The following is a 15,239-nucleotide window of genomic DNA, read 5'->3' on the forward strand; positions in this document are numbered from 1 at the left end:
GGAACCTGTGGCATCTACTTCGCCCCCACAAGTTGCTTCTTCTTGTCGGCGATGATGTTCTCCTGAATCGCGGCGGGCACGCGCCGATACTTGGAAAACTCCATCGTGAAGGTGCCCTGGCCTTGCGTCATGCTGCGCAGGTCGGTGGAATAACCGAACGTTTCGGCCAGCGGCACTTCGGCCTCGATGGTGGCCGTCGAGCCCTGCATCTCGGTCGCCACGATCATGCCGCGGCGGCTGGTCAACTCGCCCGCCACCGAACCCTGAAAGTTCGACGGCACCTCCACCTCGATCTTCATCACCGGCTCCAACAGCACCGGCTTGGTCTTCATAAACGTCTCGCGGAAACAATTCCGGGCACAAGTCTGGAAGGCCATGTCGGAGCTATCGACCTCGTGATACGAGCCGTCTTCGAGCACGGTCTTCACGCCTACGATCGGGTAGCCGGCCAGCGGCCCCTTGTGCAGCGAATCGCGAAAACCCTTCTGGACCGACGGAATGTATTCCTTGGGAATGCGGCCGCCGACCACCTCGTCTTCGAAAATGAAGTTTTCTTCCTCGTCCTCCTCGGTGAGCGGCATCATCTTGCCGACGATGTGGGCGTATTGCCCCGATCCGCCCGTCTGCTTCCGGTGCTTGAAGTTGTATTCGGCCAGTTTGGTGGGGGCCTCGCGGTAGCTGACCTTCGGCGCGCCGACTTCAACCTCGACCTTGTATTCGCGACGGATGCGCTCGACGTAAATATCGAGGTGCAGTTCGCCCATGCCGGCGATCACGGTCTCGCCCGTCTCTTCGTCGCTGGCCACGCGGAACGTGGGATCTTCTTTCATGAACCGCTGCAGGGCCTTGCTCAGGCGGTCGGCGCCGTCGCGGTTGGCCGGGCTGATGGCCATTTTGATGACGGGTTCGGGCACGAACATGCTTTCCAACGTGCAATACTTGTGCTGCGAAGCGTAGGTGTCGCCGCTGGCGCAATCGACGCCCATGATGGCCACGATGTCGCCCGCTTCCGCCGTATCAACTTCCTCGCGCTTGTCGGCGTGCATCCGCACGATGCGGCTGAAGCGCTGCTTCTGGCCCGTGCGCTGGTTGTAATACGTCTCGCCCTTGGCGATCGAGCCCTGATAGACGCGCATGAAGGTAAGCTGCCCGTAGGGATCTTCGACGATTTTGAACGCCATGCCCACGAACGGCTTCGACGGATCGGGGGCCAGCGGAAACTGCTGCGTGGCGTCGGCGTGCTGCTTGGCCACGATATTGCGGTCGAGCGGGCTGGGCAGGTAACGCACCACGGCGTCGAGCAGCGTTTGCACGCCCTTGTTGCGATAGGCCGTGCCCATGAACACCGGGGTCAGGTCTTGCGTCTGCAGGGCCTGACGCACGAGATCGTGGAGCATTTGCTGCGGCACTTCCTCTTCGGCCAACAACAGCTCCATCAGCTCGTCGCTGTACATGGCCAGCGCTTCGAGCGTATGGTGCCGCTCGGCTTCGGCCTCGGCCCGCATCTCGGCGGGAATCGCTTCGCGGCGGACCTTTTCGCCGGTATTGCCGTCGAAGTAGACGGCCTGCATGGCGATCAGGTCGATCACGCCCTGGAAGTTGTCTTCTTTGCCGATGGGGAGTTGCATCAGCACGGCGTCGCAATCGAGCTTTTCGCGGAGCTGCTTGACCACGCGGCGGAAGTCGGCGCCGGTGCGGTCCATCTTGTTGATGAACGCCAGGCGGGGCACGTGATAGCGCTTCATCTGGCGGTCGACGGTCATCGACTGCGACTGCACGCCGCCCACGGCGCAGAGCACCAGCACCGCGCCGTCGAGCACGCGCAGGCTGCGTTCCACTTCGACGGTGAAATCGACGTGGCCCGGCGTGTCGATCAGGTTGATCTGGTGGTCGTTCCAGTGGACCGTGGTGGCGGCGCTGGTAATGGTGATGCCGCGCTCGCGCTCCAGGTCCATGTAGTCCATGGTGGCGCCGCCTTCGCCCTTGACCTCTTGCATGCGGTGGATTCGTCCCGCGTAGTACAAGATGCGCTCGCTCAGGGTGGTCTTGCCCGAGTCGATGTGAGCGGAGATTCCGATATTCCGTAGGGTTGCCAGATCCATGTCCGAGGGTCTCAGTAAACAGTTTTCCCGGTGCGGGGCGTGCGAACCTCTCCGCACGACCTTTCCGGGTATTTGGAAATTGCCAAGCACGCAGTGCCACGTCCGTCCGCCTGCGGTGCGGGCATTCTACGTGCCAAACATGCCTGCACTGCCAGCGAATCCGTCGGGCGCTAACCCAACGCGGGGCGGCACATCGCGGCCGGAACCGCTACGGCCGTCCCACACCACCGGTGCGGCAGAACCGGGGGAAGGAGCCTAGTAGTCTATCTTATCTCAATCCCGCGAACAGCAAAGGTCATTTTTGCAACGATTGCGCTAGGGTTGCGCTCATCCCGCCCATTTTGCATGACGGCAGCCGGGCGTGGGCGATAACGGCCGCTCGAAAGGCTGCCAGTTTTGCTGGTCGTTTGTATTATGACCCATGATGTTACGGTTCTTGGTGCCGCCAGTCAAGAGCCGAGGAAACTTCAGGCACCGCCCTTACGTCCGAACGACGACCAGGTGAAGTTGGCTCAGCGGCGCTGGGCCGGCGGGAGCACGTCGCGATGGGCGGTATTCGCAGAGCCGCGTCGCTCGCCGGCCAAGCGTTGTTCGTCCCAATAAGCGTAGTGCAGCGTAATGGCGGCGATTAGACACACGGCAAAAATCCAGAAAAACGCGGTGACCGTCGTGCCCACCACTTCTTGGGCTTCGGCGCGCTCTTGGACCTCGGTTTGGCTGCGCGGGCGCCTGCCCGGCGACATGGCGGCGATCAGCAGCGCCGCCACGAATCCCATGAACAGAAACGGCAGCCATGCCGCGCCGAAGAGATGCGGCCCGACCGGACTGAGCCAGATTCCGCCGGCCCAGGTCGTGAGAAACAGCACCAGAAACAGGAGTAAAGCCGTGCCCCAGTTGGCGCGTTCGTAGGCGCCGCCGCGCTCGATCGCCACCAGGATGGCGGTGAAGACGATCGCCACCGTCATTGCGAAGCCAAGATGAACCATGATCATCGCTGAACCTCCGTCTCAAATTACCCTGCATTACTCTCCGATTGCATCGGGGATGCCAAAGACGACGAATTTGGCGGCGGAAGCGGATTTCAGGGTTCAGGACCTGAACCCTGAACCCTGAACCCCGGCCTATAGTTAAGCGGGCCAAACAAGTTCGCGCTGCGTGGATTATGCGACAACGAAGAACCGACGGACTGATCAAGGGCTTTGCCTGGATTTTTTTGGCCGCGGGCGTTTTGCCGAGCTTCTCGACCAGCGAACAAGTCTTTCAGGACGTGACCACGCTTTCCATCGGCGTGCCGTGGTCGCCCTGGCTCGTCTATCGCGAGTCGTGGTCGAGGCCGGCCATCGCCGCCGCCCCCGTGGTCCAATATCAAACGGTCGTCGAGCCGAAAAGCTGGTCGAGTGCGGCCGTGGTTGTTGGCATCGCTTTGCTCTTCGCCTCGCGGTTCTTCGCGCCCGCCCAGACCGCGCCCCGAACGACGCCTGCCATTGCGCGTCGATCCACCGTATTGCGCACTTGATGGTCTGGCTCGCACTTGCCCTTACGGGTTGGCGGTTTAACCTCCACGCGAGCATCCGCGTGCTAGATACAAGAGGCGGAGCTTTGACACGCCGTCCGCGGTCAGCGATTCGGGAACCAGGCAGCAGGCAGGCAGAGCATGATTGTCATTGTCGGTAGCATGGTGGTGTTGGGCTGCGTGCTGGCCGGCTTTACCTTGTCCGGGGGACACATCGGCGCGCTGATCCATCCGGCGGAAATACTGACGATCGGCGGCGCCTCCCTCGGCGCGCTGATTATGATGTCTCCCAAGAAAGTCCTGGGCGACCTGGTGCGCGGCCTGTTGCAATCGCTGAAAGGCGCCGCGTTCAGCAAAGAAGCTTATCGTGAGCTGTTCGGCGTGCTCTACGAGCTGCTGTCGGTCGCGCGGCGCGACGGCCTGCTGGGTCTGGAATCGCACATTTCCGATCCGCATCAAAGCCCGATTTTCAACAAATACCCGCGCATCGCGCACAATCATCACGTGGTCGATTTCATCTGCGGCGCGTTGTCGCCGGTGATCGAAGGCACGGCCAATGCCGAGCAGCTCGAAGCGCTGCTCGAAATCGAACTGAAGGTGCTGGAAGAAGAGCACCACGCACCGATCAGCGTGCTGTCGAAAACCGCCGACGCTTTGCCGGGCTTTGGCATCGTGGCGGCCGTGTTGGGCATCGTGATCACGATGGGGGCGATCGACGGGCCGGTGGAAGAGATCGGCCACAAGGTCGGCGCGGCGCTGGTCGGCACCTTTTTGGGCATCCTGGCGTCGTATGGCTTCTTTGGGCCATTGGCCGGCCGCATGGAGTTTCAGGGGGCGGCGGAGCTGGCGTTTTTCCGCACGATCGCCGCGGCCGTGCTCGGCTCGGTGCGCGATCTGCCGCCCAAGGTGGCCATCGAGCAGGCGCGGCGCGGCGTTTCCAGTGAAATGCGGCCCATGCGACAAGAGTTGGACGAGATGTTTCGCGCGGCGGAAGCCGCTTAAAGGAGCGACAATATGGCCGGCCATGGCGGTGGAGCATGGAAAGTGGCGTACGCGGACTTTGTGACCGCGATGATGGCTTTTTTTTTGGTGATGTGGATCGTCGCTCAGAACAAGCCCGTCAAAGAGGCCGTGGCCAAATACTTTCGTGATCCGTTCGGCACGGCGGGCGCGCCCAGCGGTCCGCCGTTGGCCGTGGCCGCGCCCGAAAGCGGCGGCTTGTCGAATCTGAAAGCGCCGCCCAAAGGCCCGCGCGGTTACGGACGCGGCGCGGCAAAGGTGGACGCCAAGGCCGCCTTGGGATCGGCGCTGAAAGGCGGCGCGCCCCTCCAAGGGACGGCCGATCCGGGCAGCACGCGCGTGGGAGCGGCGGTCCTGTTCGCTGAAGAATCAGCCCAGCTCGATGAGCAAGCCCAGCTCTGCTTGAGGGCCATGGCGCCTGCCCTGCTGGGCAAACCGAACAAGATCGAGATTCGCGGGCACGCGACCGGGCGCCCACTGCCACCCAATAGCCCGTATGCCGATGCCTGGCAGCTCTCGTACGCTCGTTGCCTGGCCGTGTTCAAGTTTCTGGAGCAAGAAGGTGTCGAATCGCACCGCATGCGCTTCAGCCAGGCGGGTCCGTATGAGCCGCAAGAGCAGCCGGGCGACGCGAACTGGGCGGCGCAGAACTCGCGCGTCGAGGTGTCTATGCTGGGCGAATTTGCCGACGCGGTCAAAACGAAGCGAGGGATGCCGCTTGACCGCAGGCATCCCTCGCTTGGGGTTTCATCGCAGGCAGGTGTCGAGCGCGAGTGAAACGCGCGAAAACACCCGGCCGCCGGCTGGCCTATTCGGCCGGCTTCTCGTCCGCCGCGGCTTCGTCGGCCGGCTTTTCGCCAGCGGGCTTCTCATCGGCGGGGGCTTCGTCGGCCGGCTTTTCGTCAGCGGGCTTTTCATCCTCGGGCATCTCCTCGGCGGGCTTCTCTTCAGCCGGGGTTTCCGGCGCGGTGGGCGTCGCGGGAGGGGGGGTTGCCGGGACGGGCTTGGGCTTGTTTTCGGTGCAACCGGCCACAAAAAGTCCAAAACCGAACAACATGCTCAGTAGCGCAAGTCTTTTCATTCCAATACCTTTTCCATTGCTTGATGTCCGACGCGTCGCCAGGTCCGTCCTGTCTCAGCCATCAGAAACTAGATGTTCTCTTCTAAGAAGAGGCAACGACGGCCGGATTTATTCCCCGCCCATCGCCTTTTTTCGGCCGCTGGCAGTTTTCCGGCTTTCCGGCAACTCGTTGTGATACGTCTCGCCCCAGCTTACCATACTTCCATATCCCCACATCCAACCGCCGAGGCCGAGTATCCTTTATGAAACGCCCATTTGCTTTGGCCATGATCTTTTTTTGCGTTGGCTGGCCCGCACGTCCGATTGGGGCGGAAGAGCCGGTGCTCGACACGCCGCGCCCCATCGAGGCAATCGATACGGTCTTCATGGAAGAAATGACCTGGATGGAAGTTCGTGACGCCATTGCGGGCGGCAAAACCACCGCCATCGTTGCCACGGGGGGAGTCGAGCAGAACGGGCCTTACGTGGCGACGGGCAAGCACAACTACATCTTAAGGGCCACCACGCAGGCCATTGCCCGCCGCCTCGGAAACGCCCTCGTCGCTCCGATCGTACCGTTCGTGCCCGAAGGCGATATCGACCCGCCGACCGAACACATGCGCTACCCTGGGACGATCAGCGTCAGCGAGGCGACGTTCGAGGCGCTGTTGACCGACATCTGTGCCAGCCTGCGGGCACACGGGTTCAAGAATATCGTGTTGTTGGGCGACAGCGGCGGCAATCAGACGGGCATGAAACGCGTGGCCGAGCGGCTTAACCGCCGCTGGGCGGAGGCGGGGCCGCGCGTGCATTACATCGCCGAGTATTACGACTACCGCGCCGTGACCGAATGGCTGGAGAAAGAAGGAATCCACCAGGTGGACGAAGGCTTGCACGACGACTTCGCCGTCACGGCCCTGCTCATGACCGTCGACCCAAACCTGGTGCGGATGAAGGAGCGAGGAGCGACCGGCAAGTTCTCGATCAACGGCGTCGAGCTGGCCCCGGCTCCGAAAACGATCGAGTGGGGCAAGCGGATCATCGACTTTCGCGCCAACGCGGCGGTGTCCGCAATCGAGCATTCGATTGGGCCGTAAGCCGGCGCGCGCTTGCTCTCTCAACTGGACGAAGACTGCCACCATCGCTTCCAGCGCTCAACGCGGTCGAGCGTGCTGGTGGGCGGGTCGTCGGGCCGCTCGGCCACGTCGCGGCCAACCACCTTCGGCAAGCTGGCCAGGGCCGCGGTGCGTACGCCTAAAGTGTCGTCGAGCAGTCCGATCAGGGTCTCCGTATAGCGACGGTCGCCCACGCTTCCCATAAGCTGGGCCGCCTTCCGCCGCGTGCCGATATCGGTGTCGTGCGCCAGCAGCTCCAACGTTTGCGGGCCGCTGGGCGCTCCCAGCGCGATCAGGCTTTCGGCCAGGGCCAGCCTCAAGGCACGGTCGTTCGTGACCAGCAGCCGCTCCAAGGGGCCGGCGTCGACCAACATGCCCGGATGCCCCAAAGCTTTGACCGCCGCCGACACCACGGCCTGATTTTTGTCTTTCAGCGCCGGCAAGATCAGCGGAGCGTGTGCCGGCGACGAGTGGGCCGCCAAGTACTCGATCGCCTCTCGCCGCACCTCGGCCGCACGGTGGCCCAGGCCGGCGTAGGCCAGCCGCACCGCCGGTTCGCGTCCGTCCTTGGCCACGGCGCGTAGCATTCCGGTCCAGACCAGTGAGTCGGGCTCCGCGGTGCCGAGCTCGGCCAAGCGGGCCACGATCACGCTGTTCAGCGGACCTTGTTCGGCCGCCGCCGCCAGGCTCCCGGCTGCACGGCGGCGCTGTTGAACGTCGGTCGAAAGCAGGCGGTCGATCACTTCGTATTGGCCGCCAAATTTGGGCAGCACCTGGCGATAGACCGCATCGGGCAAAACCACCCGCCCCTCATCGACGATTTGTCCCAGCACCCGCGGCAGGTCGGGACCAAAGCCCGCTAACTCGCCCAAAGCCTCGCTTGCCGCTGCGCCCGTCGGCGACGCCTGTTGCAGCCGTTGGACGATCTGCCGAGCTCGCTCGATTCGCTCGGGCACCAAGGGCACCTCGACTGCCGAGTGCTCGGTTCCCCGTGGGACCATCGACTCCAGCGAGGCGATGCCGAACTGACCGCTCCACTGTTGTCGCAACTGAGAGAGCGCCGCGGTGCGCCGTTCGCCGGGAGCATCCGCCGTAAACTCGCGGGCCGGCGGCCAACGTTCGGCAAGCTGGGCCGCCGCCGACTTGCGGGCCATGTAAGCGTTGCCCCCCATCGCCTCCAGCAGCACCGGTCCGGCCACCTCGAGCGGCCACTTGGCCAAGGTGGCAAGCACCTCTTTTTCGACCTCGATGCTGGCATCGGCCAGCAGGCGTCGGGCCAGCAGGGCGCCGCCCGCGTCGGGCCAATGGACCAGGGCCGCCGCCACCGACTGCCGCACGTGCCACGACGGGCTTTCGGCCGCGGCCCAAACGCGGTCGCGCGCGCCGAGCTTCGCCAGGGCGCCCACGGCGGCCGCGCGAATCACTTCGGACTCGCGCTCCAGCCCCTCCAACGCCTGCTGCGCCTCTTTTCCGCCGATCTGTCCCAGCGCCGCCACGGCTGCCAGGCGGACTTCCAAGCGATAATCGGTCAGGCCGCCGCGGGCGGCATCCAGCGCAAAGGGGTGATGTCGGGCGGCCATCGCACCCAGGGTCGCCGCGCGCACGCGATGGTCGGGATCGGTCCGCAGATCCGCGGCCGCTTCGGGCAGCGCCGCGGTGCCCGGACGCAACCAACCTCGTATGGCGGCCAGGCGAGCGGCCGCGACGGGACTTTTGACCGCCGACACAAAGCGCTCATCCGCCCCGGCATCGACATGTTCCGCCAGTCCATAAAGCAACTCGGCGTGCAGCTCGGCAAGGTACGAAGGCGTCGAGAATTCGCCGTAGCGCGTGGTGAGTTCTCGCAGCGCCTCCAGCGGCGACGGCTTGGCCGTTTCGGCCAGCGCTTCGGCGGCCGCGCAACGAAACGGCAATCGCAAGTCCTTATTGCCGACGGCCCCGATGAGTTGCGTGCGGCCGCGGCTATCGCCTAGGCGCGTCAGGCAGATGGCGGCGTTGGTGGCGACGGTTTTATCGCCACTGGCCAGCTCGGCCGCAAAGTCCGGCCGTTCATTGAGGGGAAGCGCGTGGAGCGTTTCCAGATCGCGATGCCGCCAACGGCGGCCTTGCGAGCGGTCCGTCGGTGGTTCCGGCGCCAGCGCCGCGCTCCAGCCGTCCTTTCGCAAGGGCGGAGGCAGGATGTCGATGTTGTCGTTGGCTGCGGTTGCCTCGGCAGCGTCGCGATTCTTGGCGGATCTGCCCTGATCGGACTTGCGTGCCGCGGTGGAGCGTGTACTCGAAGTGACGGGCTTCAGACGCAAACCCGTGCAGCCGACCAGCATGAGCACCAGGCACGCGAGAAACGGCTTTCGGTTTGCAAGAGCGACAGGCACCGGGGCAAATCCTTTTGCCGTTTCGTGAACTTACTCGCTGACCTTGCTCTCGCCGGCCGGAGCGTTTCCTTGCGGTCGCGGCCGTGCCGTACCGGGCGGAGGCGCCTTCGCGGCCTGGGCTTCTTCCGCCACAGGGCTACTCAACACCGCCTCCAGATCCTGGTTGGCGGTCGCCAACACGTCGCCCAGTTTTTGCAGGGCCTTGGGATCGCCCAGCGTCTTGGGATTGGCCAGCGACTTGACGATGTCGTCGATGTGCTTCACGATCTTGACGATGGTTGCTTTCGTGGCATCGTCGGCGGTTACGTCGAGGCCGCTGAAGGAATCCGGACCTGTCTCCCTCGATGTGGCGGCCTCTTTGCCGAACAGCGCCATGCGGATTTGCGACAGTTGCCAGAGCATTTCTTCGCTGCTGGCCTTTTGCACCGCGGGACTGACCTCCTCCTTCTCCTTTTTCTTCTCCTCGTCTTTTTCGCCGTCTTTTTTCTTGTCGTCCTTTTTCTTGTCGTCCTTTTTCTTGTCGCCTTCGTCTTTCTCCTGCTCGGCATCCTCTTCTTCGGCGCTTTCGTCGGGCAAAAAGGGGCTGGCCTGTGAAACGGCCAGCATCAGCCCGGCCAGCGCGCGGACGGCGGACGGCACGGCGGCTCCCTGCACGCTCTTACCGTCCAGGTGGCCCAAATCGCCGGCGAACTTCGCCCGCGCCCAGTTGGGGAGCGTATCGTCGCCGATGAGGGCGATGAGCGACGCGGCTGCTTTCGGCTGGTCGACGGCAATCTCTTTGGCGATCATCGCCTGCAGCAAGTCGGCCGCCACAAGCCGCAGCCAAGTCTGGCCGATCCGGTCTTTTCCTTCGCCGACCGGCTTTTCAATGATGCCCAGCATCACGTCGGCAATCTGCGGCTGCAACGGCGCGGCGATGCCGAACTGCGTGTGTCGCTTCAGCCCGATGATCGCGCAAATGCGCATCGCCAGGTGCTGCTTGGCATCGGCGACGATTTCCATCAGCGCGGTGGTCGCTTCGGGCAGGGGGACGGGCGCCGAAACGCCGGGCTGTATTTCCTGCGCGTCGAGCTCGGCGATCATCAACACGCAACCATAGCGGATGGCCCGCGGGTACTTCGGATCTTCGGCCACCTGGCGGCAGGTTGTCAGCGTCAGCTCGTTGAGTCGCTTGTGCAGGTCGGTGACCGTGCGGTTTCGCTGGCCTGACGGCACCAGCCACTTGTTCTTCAGGTCCTTGCGCCTGTCTGCCAGGGTCGAAATGTTTTTCTTCCAGGTCAGCGCGTACACGTAATAGTGCGCCAGATCTTCGAAGGCTTGTTCTTCGTCTTTGTTGCTCGACTTGCCTTGATTGAAGAGGTCGATGACCTTGCGGCGGTCCTTGCTGCTCGGCTCCTTGATCTCGCGGCGAGTGCCGTCTTTGGCGACGTATTCCGTTTCGCCCTCGAACTCACCGTCGGCCTCCTGCCCCGCCACAGGCCCGGCGGCCAGCACCGAGAGCAGCAGCGCCGCGGCACTCCAAACTCCTGCTACACCGGCCCTGCGTGATGTCGGTTTGAGAAAACTGGACATGCGAATCAATCCTGCCGCACCCGCCGTGGGGCGAGCACGTTTGTAGCGCCGTGCGAAGCGGCGCGGCTACCTGTTCCGAACGGAGCTCAAAGCACCGGGTAAAATGCGAACAGAACGTCCGGCGGCCTTGAACGACGACAAGCCTCAACACGCCCCATGCTACCAACACTCAAATCCTTTTGTCAACCTGTTTTGCGGCTAGGCGGGGCCTACGACACCGCTCGCTCCAGCGATTCGGGCAAAAGATGGGCGCCCACCACCAACCGCGGCGTGTAGCGCCCGCCGACCTGGTCGCGGTCCCAGACCTCGGACCACAAATCCCAGGGCACCGGCCAACTCGCAAAGACCAGCGCCTCGCGATCGAACGGGCCGGGCCGAATCACGGGCAACGCCGACGGGCCCTCGCGCAACGAACGTTCCTCGCGCAAGTCGAATGATTGCAAAGGCCTGCCCGTGCCGCTCCAGACGGTCAAGCCGCGCTCGGTGACTTCGAACGACTGCTGCGGATCGAGATTGGCGGCCACCTGCTCGTAGACCAGTTCCACGCCGCAGATCTTGTAAAGTCCGGTCAGCGCGTCGGCCAGCGCCTGCCGGGGAGCGTCGGAAAGCCGCGCCGTCCAGCCAGGCTCGATGATCCGCGCCGTCAGCCAACCAGCCTGTTCGCTCAGCGCGAGACGCAACGAATCGTCGGCAATTTCCGGGCACTCGAGCTCGATGCGGACGCTGTTCACCGACAGCTCGATCTGACCCAGCTTCGCGCGCAGCGGCTGAAAGCGGCGGCTCTCGGCCAACAGCTCGACAAATTCGCGGTCGATGAATCTGCGCACGGTGCGCTCGACCGAGCCGAGCGCCTCGCGATACTTGCGAGACTTCTTCCAGTTGCCCGTCCAAAGCGCTTTGCGGTCGGCGCGGCGCAGCCGAGCGTAAAGCTTGGGAACGGTGCCGGAGTGAAAGCCGGGGCGGAGCAGACGGACCAGCGTCTCGCCGTGATGGCCGACCGCCGACGGTTGCAGCTCCTTCGACCGGTTGGCCTTGTAGAGCCGCCAGTTCTCCTTCAGCTCCCAAACCAGGAAGCCGACGACTCCGGGCAAAGCAAAGATGGCGGTCCCAAAAATCGTTTTGGCCGCGCCGGGATTTACGAACCGTTCCAGGGCGCCGATCACCGGCGACGAAAAGACCGGCGCCAGCGACAGCAGAATCTTGTGCGAGACGGTAACCACCGGAAAGTGCTTGACCGGATTGATCTGCGGCTCGATCAACAGCGTAATGCAGAACCGCACCACGTAAGTCACGAAGAACCACATCACGCCCAGGACCGACTTGGTGACGACGGCCGCCCGCCGCTGCCCGCTGCGAAACCGCAGCCACTCGTCGACCGAATACAGAAAACGGTCGATGGTGTCGAGCACGCGACCGAAGAAGTCCATCACCATCTGCACCAGCGCGCCCAGCACGCGCAGGCGAAAACGGTCCCAGTTGTGAACCAACCAATCGGTGATCAGCTCCTCGGCGTTGCGTCCCACGCGCGAATTGAGCAGCAGGTTGACCACGAAGAAGATCAACGCGCCGTTTTTCACCGCGGCGTCGCCGTCGCGCGACAGCGAGCGGAACGCTGCCAGAATGAGCAGCGTGAAAACCAGCGGCTTAATCAGATAACGGCCCGCGAAGCGATAGACCGGGCTTTGCAGAATGCTGCGGATCAGCGGCACGGCGAGCAACCAATTCGGCAGATCGACCGCCAGCCATCGCGCGCAGCGGTAGACAAGTCGCCACGCCTGTCGGCAACCTCGGCGGAAGGCCTCGACGTAGATCAGGCCGAGCAAGACCGAGCCCACCGTCATCACCGCCAGCGACATGACGCCCTTGGGCACCAGTTCCACTTTGTCGGCAACCTCCGCCGCGACCTCGGAGGCATGGTCGGCGGAGGCCCGGAAACCGCCGGCAATCAGCAGGACCAGGTGTTTGATGCCTTCCAGCAGCAGATACGCGCCTCCGTAGGGAATCGCCAAGTAGCGCACCAGCACGCGGCCCAGGGCCGTGCCGAAGGCCAGCGAGCTGAGCCGTTGCGGCAGCCGCAAATAGACCTCGCCGCGGTGATAAACGCCGTCCAGCGCCGCGGCCAGGCGGCGGTCGGCCTCGAGCAATTGGTCGCCCGAAAAAAACTGCCGGCCGCTTTCCAGGTCGGGCAACTTCAGATTGTTGCGCGAGATGCCGTCGCGCAGATCGCTCATGGTCAAAAAGTCGCGCTCCACGACCTGGTCGAGCAATTCTTCGATCAGCTTCTTGCTGGCCACGCGTTCGGGCACATTCGCCGGCCGCAGCCCGACTTCTTCCAGCGACGACGCGATCGCCGGCCGGAAGCGCTCGCGCAGCCGCCGCTCGGCATGCTCCACCGCCGACCGCAGCAACTGCGTCAACCGCCGCCGCTCGGCGTCGTCGACGCGCGCTTTGGCCGCGCGCCGCAGCGCCACGCGGAGGTGCTTCGACATCAGCACCTCGCGCTGGCCGGGCAAGTGCCGTTTGAGCGGCGCCTTGCCCCGCGCCATCGTCCATTCCACCAGGTTGACCGTGTAGACTTCGCGCTCGAAGTCGACGCACACTTTTTGCAGGTCGTAGAGCGTGCGCCCCTCGCGCGTCCAAAAGCCGTGGACCGACCGGCCCAACAGGGCCGTCATCGACTGCGACCAGCGCCACGTCTCTTTATCGCTCAGTTGCAGTGCCACGCGGATGCGATCGGTCAGCCGTTGCAGGTCTTCGCGGGCGGCGGCGCGGGCCCGGTTGGCCAGGCTGGGCCGCACATGGCGGGCGGCCCGCGTACGCAAGATGGCCGCCCGCACCGCGTTGCCCAGAGCAGCGGCGCGATCGGCCCGCCGGTTCAGGCGGCGATAGATCCCGTCCGACGGCCTGGCTTCCACGATGGCCAACTCGGCCTCTTCCGTTTCCTCGGCGAACTCGTGGTCGATCTCGTCGGCAATCTGCACCGGTGCCGGCGCGCCGGCGGGCCGCGTTCGCGACCAGAGATCGGCCGCATCGACGTCGATTTCGAGCACTTCGCTGACCCGGTCCAGGTCGTGCAAGCCCGGAAAATACCGCCGCACCAGCGACGCCGCGAAGTAACGCAGCTCCAGAAACACCGCCGCGAACTCGATGTAGGTGCTCACATCGTCGACTGGCGGCAGCAACAGATCCTCTTGCCGCAGCACAACCCGGATCTCCTCGAACTCCGCCACGCCGATCCGCGAGATGCGATTGCGCACGGCCGGCGCATCGAGCTGGCCGTCGGCGCGCTTGCGGTCGAGCTGCTGGTGTACGCGGGCATGAAACAGCAGCCGCCAATACTTCACCAACGCTTCGCCCGTGGTCAGCGTGGAAAGATACTCGGCGTCGGGGCGGGCCAGCAGGATGACGCGGCCGCTGAGCGGCGCGTGCGACGGCAGCCCAAGCTCGTCGCGATCGACGATTTCCAGCAACCGCTCGGCCTCGATCAGGTACAGTTTGCGATGCGGCACTTTGAGTCCGATGCCGCCGATCTGGCGGTCTTGCTTGATCACGCGCCGCAAGATGCGCGGAGGGGCCAAGAGCGCGGCCGGTTCGATCTCGGCGATCGCCCGCTCCAATTCGGAGACCGACAACGGCAGATCAAGCTCGCCGGCCATTCACGCTCCCAGGTAAGCTTGCTGCACGCGCGGATCCGACGCCAATTGGGCCGCCGGTCCGGCCAGCGTGACCGTTCCCTGCTCCAAAACGTAGGCCCGCTCGGCCAGGGCCAGCGCCTGGCGGGCGTTCTGCTCGACCAGCAACATGGACATGCCCGTCCGGTGCCAACTGGCCAGCGCCTCGAACACTTTGGCCACGACCAGCGGTGCCAGGCCCAACGACGGCTCGTCGAGCAGCAGCAGCCGCGGCCGCGACATCCAGGCCCGCGCCAAGGCCAGCATCTGTTGCTCGCCGCCCGACAGCGTGCCACCCGCCTGCTGCCGGCGTTCGGCCAGAATCGGAAACAGCTCGTAGACCGACTTCACATCGCGCTCGATCGCCGCGCGGTCGCGGCGGGTGTAGGCTCCCAACTGCAAGTTCTCGGCCACGGTCAGCCGCGAAAAGATGCGCCGCCCTTCCGGCGCGTGGCTCAGACCCAGGCGCACGACTTCGTGGGGCGGCAAGCCCCGCGTCGACCGGCCGCGGAAACGGATTTCACCGCGGTCGGCCGGCAAACAGCCGGAGATGCACAAGAGCATCGTCGTTTTGCCCGCTCCGTTTGCGCCGATCATCGCCACCATCTCGCCTTCGCCGACTTCGAGCGACACGTTCTTGAGCACCTCGGCCTGTCCGTAGCCCGCCCACACCCGCTCCAACTCAAGCAACGCGGCCATCGAAGCATTGTACGGTGGCGCACACGGAAGGGAACAGCGTTCCGCTTGCGGAGCTACGTAGCCCGCTTGCTCCGCAAGCGGAACGGCCTGGACCGGACGAGGATCTTCCCTTCGT

11 protein-coding genes are annotated in these 15,239 nt (G+C 64.4%); 4 read left to right on the forward strand and 7 right to left on the reverse strand.

Annotated elements, in window-relative coordinates:
* Positions 1 to 14: 14 nt before the first annotated feature.
* Entirely contained in the window at positions 15 to 2,102 is a 2,088-nt protein-coding gene (gene fusA / locus VNH11_23855) for an elongation factor G (GenBank protein HVA49422.1), read from the reverse strand.
* A gap of 512 nt (positions 2,103 to 2,614) precedes the next feature.
* A complete protein-coding gene (locus tag VNH11_23860) occupies positions 2,615 to 3,094 on the reverse strand; it encodes a hypothetical protein (protein HVA49423.1) in 480 nt (159 codons plus the stop codon).
* A 170-nt stretch (positions 3,095 to 3,264) separates the two neighbouring features.
* On the opposite strand from VNH11_23860, the gene VNH11_23865 reads away from it, so the two are divergent.
* From VNH11_23865 to VNH11_23875, 3 genes are all read left to right on the forward strand, one after another.
* Entirely contained in the window at positions 3,265 to 3,618 is a 354-nt protein-coding gene (locus tag VNH11_23865; protein HVA49424.1) for a hypothetical protein, read from the forward strand.
* Between the two features lie 138 nt (positions 3,619 to 3,756).
* The gene (motA, locus tag VNH11_23870) at positions 3,757 to 4,617 is read left to right on the forward strand and encodes a flagellar motor stator protein MotA (GenBank protein ID HVA49425.1); all 861 of its coding nucleotides are present in this window, start codon (positions 3,757 to 3,759) and stop codon (positions 4,615 to 4,617) included.
* A gap of 12 nt (positions 4,618 to 4,629) precedes the next feature.
* A complete protein-coding gene (locus VNH11_23875) occupies positions 4,630 to 5,412 on the forward strand; it encodes a flagellar motor protein MotB (GenBank protein ID HVA49426.1) in 783 nt (260 codons plus the stop codon).
* 31 nt (positions 5,413 to 5,443) lie between these two features.
* Here the strand turns inward: VNH11_23875 and VNH11_23880 are convergent, their stop codons facing one another.
* Positions 5,444 to 5,716 (reverse strand): hypothetical protein, encoded by a 273-nt coding sequence (locus tag VNH11_23880; protein ID HVA49427.1) that lies wholly within the window; start codon positions 5,714 to 5,716, stop codon positions 5,444 to 5,446.
* Between the two features lie 242 nt (positions 5,717 to 5,958).
* Here VNH11_23880 and VNH11_23885 point away from each other — a divergent pair, with 242 nt between their 5' ends.
* A complete protein-coding gene (locus VNH11_23885) occupies positions 5,959 to 6,792 on the forward strand; it encodes a creatininase family protein (GenBank protein HVA49428.1) in 834 nt (277 codons plus the stop codon).
* A 20-nt stretch (positions 6,793 to 6,812) separates the two neighbouring features.
* Here VNH11_23885 and VNH11_23890 read toward each other — a convergent pair whose 3' ends face one another.
* The 4 genes from VNH11_23890 to VNH11_23905 form a co-directional block, all read right to left on the reverse strand.
* Entirely contained in the window at positions 6,813 to 9,182 is a 2,370-nt protein-coding gene (locus tag VNH11_23890) for a HEAT repeat domain-containing protein (GenBank protein HVA49429.1), read from the reverse strand.
* A 30-nt stretch (positions 9,183 to 9,212) separates the two neighbouring features.
* On the reverse strand, positions 9,213 to 10,754 hold the full coding sequence (locus VNH11_23895; GenBank protein HVA49430.1) for a hypothetical protein: 1,542 nt from the start codon (positions 10,752 to 10,754) through the stop codon (positions 9,213 to 9,215).
* A gap of 209 nt (positions 10,755 to 10,963) precedes the next feature.
* Positions 10,964 to 14,410, reverse strand: a complete 3,447-nt coding sequence (locus VNH11_23900) for a hypothetical protein (GenBank protein HVA49431.1) — start codon at positions 14,408 to 14,410, stop codon at positions 10,964 to 10,966.
* Positions 14,411 to 15,124 carry an ABC transporter ATP-binding protein gene (locus tag VNH11_23905; protein HVA49432.1) on the reverse strand — a complete coding sequence of 238 codons (714 nt, stop codon included), beginning with the start codon at positions 15,122 to 15,124 and terminating at the stop codon, positions 14,411 to 14,413.
* Positions 15,125 to 15,239 lie beyond the last annotated feature (115 nt).

The organism is Pirellulales bacterium (genome assembly GCA_035533075.1).
Classification (GTDB): domain Bacteria; phylum Planctomycetota; class Planctomycetia; order Pirellulales; family JAICIG01; genus DASSFG01.

Excerpts from the sequence above, each read along its gene's own strand:
- fusA (HVA49422.1), bottom strand. The coding sequence starts at position 2,102 with ATGGATCTGGCAACCCTACGGAATATCGGAATCTCCGCTCACATCGAC.
- VNH11_23860 (HVA49423.1), bottom strand. The coding sequence starts at position 3,094 with ATGATCATGGTTCATCTTGGCTTCGCAATGACGGTGGCGATCGTCTTC.
- VNH11_23865 (HVA49424.1), top strand. The coding sequence starts at position 3,265 with ATGCGACAACGAAGAACCGACGGACTGATCAAGGGCTTTGCCTGGATT.
- motA (HVA49425.1), top strand. The coding sequence starts at position 3,757 with ATGATTGTCATTGTCGGTAGCATGGTGGTGTTGGGCTGCGTGCTGGCC.
- VNH11_23875 (HVA49426.1), top strand. The coding sequence starts at position 4,630 with ATGGCCGGCCATGGCGGTGGAGCATGGAAAGTGGCGTACGCGGACTTT.
- VNH11_23880 (HVA49427.1), bottom strand. The coding sequence starts at position 5,716 with ATGAAAAGACTTGCGCTACTGAGCATGTTGTTCGGTTTTGGACTTTTT.
- VNH11_23885 (HVA49428.1), top strand. The coding sequence starts at position 5,959 with ATGAAACGCCCATTTGCTTTGGCCATGATCTTTTTTTGCGTTGGCTGG.
- VNH11_23895 (HVA49430.1), bottom strand. The coding sequence starts at position 10,754 with ATGTCCAGTTTTCTCAAACCGACATCACGCAGGGCCGGTGTAGCAGGA.
- VNH11_23900 (HVA49431.1), bottom strand. The coding sequence starts at position 14,410 with ATGGCCGGCGAGCTTGATCTGCCGTTGTCGGTCTCCGAATTGGAGCGG.
- VNH11_23905 (HVA49432.1), bottom strand. The coding sequence starts at position 15,124 with ATGGCCGCGTTGCTTGAGTTGGAGCGGGTGTGGGCGGGCTACGGACAG.